Genomic DNA, 7,403 nt, shown 5'->3' with positions numbered 1-7,403 from the left:
GACTATGCTGTATCGCTCGACGGACTGCCGCTGTCGTCGTGGCGCTCCCGTGGTGAACCTGGCCCATAGTGCTTCCTTCCATTCCGATGAAAAGATTGCACCATCAAAACCCGGGACCAAACATCTACCACAACTGGAAACATGACTATCCGGCCACCCTGTATAGCGTCGATTGACTGCGATCATGTTCCATATTGTTGCGTTAGAAAACCGATAAATCGAGTCTGTTGAGCCGGTTTGGCGGGATTATGGCCTCCTGTGTACGGGCTGAATCTTTCAATTCTGGGTAGAAGATCATCTCTCGGCTGCTTATGCCCAGGTGAACCATGCCCTGAACATTCTGTCTGCCTGATGACCTCAGCCGGACGAATGAGTGCACTCTACTCATTTGCGATTATGACGTGTGCCGGAGTGAGCTTGTCTCTGCTCAGGTCTGCTTTGCGGATCAGGTTATCTCAGGCTGTGGCACGGGGCGCTGTTTGCAGCTTGAGAGGGCGCTGCGCACACTTAAGCTGTAGCCCTTGCACGGTAAGGCGCAGAAAACAGATGCGTCCGTCGGAATGGCGCGGTAAGTCAGCGTCATGTCCTTTGTAGAACGCGTCAATCAGGCCGATCTCTGGCTGCTCGATAAGATCTTCCAGCCTGTATCAGACAGGTTGCCCGAGCGGCTTTCTGCTGCCGAACTGGGGATGAGCCTCCAGCTTGGTGCGATCCTGTTCTTTCTGGCAGCCATTGCCATACTCATCTTCACGGGTGCCACATCACTCAGCGGGTCGATGTTCAACATCCTCAACTGGGTGCTGTTCGTCTGCTTCTACATGGCGATCCAGCGTATGCGCCCGCTGGTGCGCGCCGGTCAGGCCAACCCGCTGCGCAGCTTCCTGCTGGGCATGAGGCCGCTCGGTATCGTCTGGCTTGGGGTATCGCTGTGGAATGGCGTGTCGGGCAGTGGCCTGATCATGCTGGTTGATCTGTTCATCAACATCACCAACCTGATTTTTGTGATCGGACTCTATTTCGTCTCCTGCCAGCCACGCCCTCCGGCGCGCCGCACGAGCAAGAGCCGCGCCCATCTGACCCCCATCATGGGCGGTGTGCAGGATTAGGTGCCGAAGGGTGATACAGCCAAAACGCATTCCAGTGCGCTGACCCGAGACGCCGATGGGTAGAACTCTTCACCCATAGAGGGCTTCCGGAGGACGCAGAGAAATTGTCCTGTTCTCTGCAGTTATCTGCCCAGCCTGGTGGCCATAATTGGTTAATCAATGTCGCGCTATGAAAGCGGACGCGTCTTCAGGACGTTGCAATCCGAATTTCATGGCGAGATACCGATAGAATGAAAATGGCTGTTTTGGACGACGAGGTGATCAGTGCAGAAAAGGCGCTGATATTCAGGCAGAGAACCGGGCGGAAGGGCTATATCTATGCCTGTCCAGAATGCGGGGAGCCTGCAAGACTTCATGGAAAATCAGGGCAGGACGGGCATTTCGAGCACAAGACGAGGGTGAAAGGATGCTCTCTTTCGCACATCGCGCGTTGAGGGCTCTGCTGTCGGTTTAAGGCGTCATGCGAACTGGTTGGGGGGGAGAGATTACGCAGCACGCCCATGCACAAGTTACAAGACAACACAGGTCTCTCCTGCTCGTATCAGAGAGAACCGAGGACCTAACGAAGAAAGACCGAGCGATCGACGCGGGGGACATCCACAATAGAGTGGATGAATTGCGTACCAGCGATACCGATCAGAATGCCGACAGCAAAGCCACACCAGATCAAGGTGCTGAAATAGGGCTTGCGCGCATCGCGTGCCAGTAATTTGGACTGGATTTCCGCTCGGGATTGCTGGGTCTGATAGAGTTCCGACCGAACGGATTCCAGGCGGGCACGTGAGTTGCGCAGCTCGAGGTCCATCTGACGCAGGTTATTGGTGAGCGTCACGATCTGCTGTCTCGCCGCCACCACGTCGGGGCCGCTCTCCGCCTTGGTGTTTCGTGGCCTGGGCTTGGCGCGTGGTGGCGGGTTGGGCGCAATGGCGACAAAGAGGTTCTTGAGGGCACCCCCTGTCGTGCCACTCTTGCGCGCGCGTGAGCGCAGCGCATTGAGCGCGGCGATGGACTGCCCTTCCTGTTCTTCAAGAACCAGAGCGAGAATATCCGAGAGAACCTTGAGTTCCTTGGGGTCGAACGAGCCGGACATCAGCCGATCATGCTCTCCAGATCATCATCGTCATCACCCGACGCCGTCGGCCGCGGGCTGGCAGCGCGGCGCAACCGATCCATGATGGCGAGGCCGAGGCCCTGGCGGGGCACCGGCATGGCGGCGATGGTCTTGAGGCCACGCCTTTGCCCCTCGCCATCCAGAAAGCGCAACCCGGCAAAGAGGCGCGAAGCGGCCTCCTCAAGGTCGCTGCGCTCGCTGAGGTTGTAAACCAGCCCCGCGCCGCTCAGGGCAGGGCCGAAGGCCAGAAGCGCCTCGTGCTCATCCACGCTTTCGGCGCTCAGGCGGACCGGAAGGCCGGGGGCGTAGTGCGAGGCAAGCATGCCGGGGGAGGAGGGAAGCTTGGTGGCGTAATCGTCCGGATTGCGGATCGTGCCGCATACGGCTTCAAGCTGTTCCAGCGTGATGCCGCCCGGACGCAGCAGGAAAGGCACCTCGCGCGAGAGGTCGATGACGGTGCTTTCGAGCCCGACCGAGCAGGGGCCGGAATCGAGAATGGCGTCGATACGGCCATGCATGTTCCGCAGCACATGAAAGGCATCGGAGGGGCTGACACGCCCCGACGGGTTGGCCGAAGGAGCTGCCACCGGCTGGCCGACCGCCTGAAGCAGCGCCAGAGCGGTTTTGCCGCGTGGAACGCGCACCGCGATGGTTGGCAGCCCCGCCGTTGCCAGATCGCAGATGGTCGAGCCGCTCTTGCGCGGCAGGATCATGGTAAGGGGGCCCGGCCAGAAGATTTCGGCCAGACGGCGGGCCATGTCATTGGCTTCGACATGCTCGAAAGCAGCCTCAGCGCTGGCAAAATGACTGATAAGCGGGTTGAACCGTGGCCGGTTCTTGGCGGCAAAGATATGAGCAACGGCAGCGTTGGACGTGGCCAGCGCACCCAGACCATAAACCGTCTCGGTCCCGAAAGCCACGAGCTTGCCCTCGAGCAGGAGTGTTGCAGCGCGCTGGATGGCGTCAGGGTCGGCCTTGAGAATTTCTGTCATGCGTCCTGCCCTTCTGTGGCGTGGCGTCCGGTGCAGAGGAAGGGCGGATTGAACCAGCCCGGTTTGCCGTAGCGCAGGGGGGTGCCTGTTTCATCGAGCACATGGCCGCCTGCGGCTTCGACAATCGCCTGCGGGGCTGCGGTGTCCCATTCCATGGTCGGACCGAGGCGGGGGTAGAAATCGGCTTCCCCCTCTGCGACACGCGCGAATTTGGCGGCCGAGCCGATATTGCCCAGCGTTCCGATTTTCCGCCCGGCAAGCCATTCCTTGAGGCGCGGGTCATCGGCGTAGTGACGGGAAGCCAGGATACGCAGCCCGTTCTCGGGCGGCACGACCGCAGCGATGGGGGTCGTCCCGTTGCTGTCACGACGCCAGGCACCTTGCGCCACGAGGCCGGTATAGAGTTGCCCGTAAGCGGGAAGGGCCATCGCGCCGAGAACAGCCCGGTTGCGATAGATCAGCCCGATATTGACCGTGAAGTCGTCACGTCCTGCAGCGAATTCGCGCGTGCCATCAAGCGGGTCGACAAGCCAGTAGATTTCGCCTGGCTCCGCAAAGGCACCACTGGCGATTTCCTCCTCGCCAATAGCCGGTATATCGGGGCGAGCGGCACGCAGCCCTGCCAGAATATGACGCTCAGCCGCCTGATCCGCCTCGGTTACCGGCGATTTATCCGCCTTGATGATCGTCTCGAAGCCCCGGTCGCGAATTTCGTTAATGAGCGTGGCGGCCTCATCGGCCAGGCGAGCGGCGAGGGCAAGCAGGGCTTCAGCATCAGGGGGAAGGGCTTCGGTCTGGGTCATGGATCCGGCTTACCCGAAGTTCAGGATATCGTCATGAGCAAAAAGAGCCGCCGACGTGTTGTTTTCCGTATCGTTATTATTCGGCCCGGATTTTGCCTGACCATGTCCTCGGTGGCTCTGCGTCAGCTACGCGTGCGGGCGCCATAAAGGTGGAAGGCCAGAAGAAGCTTGGCGTCCTGCTGCGGGAGGGTCGGTATGGCATCAAGGGGCAGGACGCGAAGTCTGATATGTTCATGCTCGCTCTCCAGCCCCGTTGCGCGATTGTCGAGACTGCCCAGCTCCGACGGCTCCAGATCGATTTCCAGCGCATAAAGCGTGAGATGTTCGTCACAACCACCGGGTGAAAGCGTGACGGTGCCAAGCGAAATCAGGTCCTGTGCCTCAAGCGCCAGTGTGATGCCCGTTTCCTCGGCAAATTCGCGCAGCGCCGTGCTTTGTACTGTGCCGTCATCGACCATTCCGGCGGGCAGGGAGAGGGACTCTGCGGTGGCTACCGGAAGGCGTGGCTCGCAGGTAAGCACGGTTCTTGGCGGGTGATCGGGATGACGCAGTACCACGAGGATACCGACGGAGTCCCCGCGCAGGAAGGCATAGCGGGGTACGGGAACCCCCTCATGATAGGCCTGTGCCTCGGCGAACACAAAGCCGATCCGGCTGCCGAACTTCACGGCATCGCGGATCGTGAGGGAGGAAACCTCGAACTCCCGTTCCACGCCCTCTATCCAGCGACGCACATGGGGTGCGTTGGCAATGGCGTCATGCCAGTCTTGTGGAATATGGGACGCAAAGGCCAGAACCATGCGGGGTTTTTCCTTGAGCCGGTTTATGGTTTTACTCACAACGAACCAGATGACCGGAACTGTCCATGATTTTTCTGCGCGCCCTGCTGGACGCCAATAGATGGCGGCCCCGTGATTCCCTGCCACCCGCGCCGCGTCCACTCACGCTTCATATCGTGGCAGGTGGTGGCTGCGATGGCTGTCGTATCGAGGCACAGGCCCTTCAGGGCGCGGCCTATGATCTGACCCGTCACGACATCCGTTTTGTCGATACACCCCATGATGCCGAGCTTCTGTTCGTCACCGGCGTTGTGACGCGCGCCATGCTGCCCGGGCTTCAGGCCCGCTGGGAGGCCATGCCGGGGCCAAAGGGCATTGTGGCGATCGGCGATTGTGCGCTTGGCATGGGGCCGTTCGGGGTGAATTACGCCGTGCTGGGCGGTATCATGGAGGCGGGTTTGGCCGGTGTGCGGCAATGCGATGTGGCCCTGCGTGGCTGCCCGCCCAGCCCGGCAGAAATCCTGCGCGCCCTGCTTTTGCTGACAACCGGACGGGTCGTGAATGCATGAGTAATATCGAGACCGAACTGGTGGCGGTGCTGCTTGCGGTGCAGGATGAGCAGCCTCTCGTGCTGACACTCGACCAGGGGCGCAACCTGCCTTCCGGACCGCTGGAAACGGCGCATCGCTCCTTGCAGCGTGGCATGCGCCTTTGGGTCGAGCAGCAGACGCAATGTCACCTCGGCCATATCGAGCAGCTTTATACCTTTGCTGAGGCGTCGGGCGATGACGGTGGTGAAGCGGGATTGGCGGATGCAGGGCAGGCCGGCGCAGACGCGCCACGTCTCATACGTATTTCCTATATGGGGCTGACCCGTCTGGAGGATGCACAGGAAGGCTGGCGCGGGCTGTACGAATATTTCCCGTGGGAGAATTTGCGGGGCAGCGGAGCGGAGCTGATCGAGAGCGAAATCGGCCGGGCGCTGCAAAACTGGGCCGGGCGCGATCCAGCCCGGCAATGGCGCTGCGCCGAGACGTTCGGGCTTGAAGGGCAGCCCTGGAATGACGAGCTGGTCCTGCACCGCTATGAACTGCTGTGGGAGGCCGATCTTCTGCCTGAATCGCGCAGGCCCGGCGCCTGGGTGGTACCTGGCCGTGCCATGCCGTCGGACCGTCGGCGCATCCTCGCGACTGCTCTGGCGCGTCTGCGGGCCAAGATACGCTATCGCCCCGTGGTGTTCGAACTCATGCCCGAGACCTTCACCCTCTGGCAGTTGCAGCGCACGGTCGAGGCCATTGCGGGAAGGCCGCTGCACAAGCAGAATTTCAGGCGGCTGATCCTGGCCCAGGACCTCGTGGAAGAAACGGGCGAGGCGGAAAACCAACCCCAGGGACGCCCTGCGCGGCTCTATCGCTTCAGGCGAGAGGTGATCGGTGCCCGACAGCTTATGGGCTCCAAATTACCGATTGCCCGGTCAGTGTGATCCAGGATGGCCTCTATCCGTGCTTTTTAGACAATCACGGCTTTGTGGCTTTGAAAACATCGGGGAGGCACCCAATGTATGGGTCTCGACAGTTTTGTCCCTATTATGCTCATATAGAGCATAACTAAGCGGAGAGGATCCGATGGATCAGATGACCCTCGTCAGAGATCGTGGCGATGCCCTGTACGAACCCGTTTCACGTCTGATGACGCGCGAGGACTGGGAGCGTAATTTCGAGGATGATATCCGGGCGATCCTGCGGCTGAAGCGCGAACGCAATGCGGTCATTCTTGCGCATAATTACCAGACCCCGGAAATCTTCCACTGCATCTCCGATATCCGCGGTGACAGTCTTGCACTCGCCCGCGAGGCCCAGCGCTGTGAGGAGCAGGTAATCGTGATGGCCGGCGTTCACTTCATGGCTGAAACAGCCAAGCTGATGAACCCGGAGAAAACGGTGCTCATACCGGACTCGATGGCAGGTTGCTCGCTGGCAGAATCCATCACGGCTGAGAATGTCCGGGCGCTCAAGGCGGCTTATCCCGGTGTTCCGGTCGTGACCTATGTGAACAGTTCGGTCGCCGTCAAAGCGGAGACCGATATCTGCTGCACGTCCGGCAATGCCAAGAAGGTGGTCGAAAGCCTTGGTGTGCCGCGCGTCATCATGATTCCTGATGAGTTTCTGGCGAAGAACATCCAAAACGAGACTGGCATCGAGATGCTCACCTGGCCTGGCCATTGCGAGGTTCATGAGCGTTTCACGCCCCTCGAGATCAGGCAGTACCGGCGTATGCACCCCGGTGTCGTGGTGCTGGCCCATCCGGAGTGCCCGCCCGAAGTTGTGGCAGAAGCCGATTACGCAGGCTCGACGGCGGGGATGATGGAATTCGTGGCGGTCAAGCAGCCCGCCAAGGTGCTGCTGGTCACGGAATGCTCCATGAGCGACAACCTCGCAGCGCTCAACCCGGCGGTCGAGTTCGTTCGCCCGTGCAATCTCTGCCCACATATGAAACGTATCACGCTGCCCGCCATTCGTCGTGCGCTGGAGACCATGCAGGAGGAAGTGACCATTCCCGATGCGCTCTTCCCGCAGGCCAGGCGTGCGGTCGAGCGGATGCTTGCGGTCTGA

Annotated in this window: 8 protein-coding genes; 4 read left to right on the top strand and 4 right to left on the bottom strand. The window is 60.6% G+C overall.

Annotated features, from left to right (window positions below; genetic code table 11):
- Nucleotides 1–581: 581 nt before the first annotated feature.
- Nucleotides 582–1,106: a hypothetical protein gene (locus F3J08_RS14115; protein ID WP_062164143.1), complete on the top strand. Its 525-nt coding sequence runs from the start codon at nucleotides 582–584 to the stop codon at nucleotides 1,104–1,106.
- A gap of 559 nt (nucleotides 1,107–1,665) precedes the next feature.
- Here F3J08_RS14115 and F3J08_RS14110 read toward each other — a convergent pair.
- The 4 genes from F3J08_RS14110 to F3J08_RS14095 form a co-directional block, all read right to left on the bottom strand.
- Nucleotides 1,666–2,196: a hypothetical protein gene (locus F3J08_RS14110; protein WP_166930781.1), complete on the bottom strand. Its 531-nt coding sequence runs from the start codon at nucleotides 2,194–2,196 to the stop codon at nucleotides 1,666–1,668.
- Nucleotides 2,196–3,209, bottom strand: coding sequence for an L-threonylcarbamoyladenylate synthase (locus F3J08_RS14105; RefSeq protein WP_122038827.1), 1,014 nt, complete (start codon nucleotides 3,207–3,209; stop codon nucleotides 2,196–2,198). Before F3J08_RS14105 ends, F3J08_RS14110 begins: the two co-directional genes overlap by 1 nt.
- Nucleotides 3,206–4,012, bottom strand: a complete 807-nt coding sequence (locus F3J08_RS14100) for a 3'(2'),5'-bisphosphate nucleotidase CysQ (RefSeq protein WP_166930779.1) — start codon at nucleotides 4,010–4,012, stop codon at nucleotides 3,206–3,208. The genes F3J08_RS14105 and F3J08_RS14100 overlap by 4 nt, the downstream gene beginning before the upstream one ends.
- Nucleotides 4,013–4,134: 122 nt before the next feature.
- Nucleotides 4,135–4,812 (bottom strand): NUDIX domain-containing protein, encoded by a 678-nt coding sequence (locus F3J08_RS14095; RefSeq protein ID WP_166930777.1) that lies wholly within the window; start codon nucleotides 4,810–4,812, stop codon nucleotides 4,135–4,137.
- A 65-nt stretch (nucleotides 4,813–4,877) separates the two neighbouring features.
- On the opposite strand from F3J08_RS14095, the gene F3J08_RS14090 reads away from it, so the two are divergent.
- From F3J08_RS14090 to nadA, 3 genes are all read left to right on the top strand, one after another.
- Complete coding sequence (locus F3J08_RS14090; protein WP_062164147.1) at nucleotides 4,878–5,360, top strand: NADH-quinone oxidoreductase subunit B family protein; 483 nt, start codon at nucleotides 4,878–4,880, stop codon at nucleotides 5,358–5,360.
- Nucleotides 5,357–6,274, top strand: a complete 918-nt coding sequence (locus tag F3J08_RS14085; protein ID WP_166930775.1) for an NrtR DNA-binding winged helix domain-containing protein — start codon at nucleotides 5,357–5,359, stop codon at nucleotides 6,272–6,274. Before F3J08_RS14090 ends, F3J08_RS14085 begins: the two co-directional genes overlap by 4 nt.
- Nucleotides 6,275–6,425: 151 nt before the next feature.
- Nucleotides 6,426–7,403, top strand: a complete 978-nt coding sequence (gene nadA / locus F3J08_RS14080) for a quinolinate synthase NadA (RefSeq protein ID WP_369794239.1) — start codon at nucleotides 6,426–6,428, stop codon at nucleotides 7,401–7,403.

The organism is Asaia sp. As-1742 (assembly GCF_011753235.1).
GTDB classification, from domain to species: domain Bacteria; phylum Pseudomonadota; class Alphaproteobacteria; order Acetobacterales; family Acetobacteraceae; genus Asaia; species Asaia bogorensis_B.
Note: the sequence above shows the minus strand (reverse complement) of the source record. Positions and strands in the feature narration are given on the sequence as shown.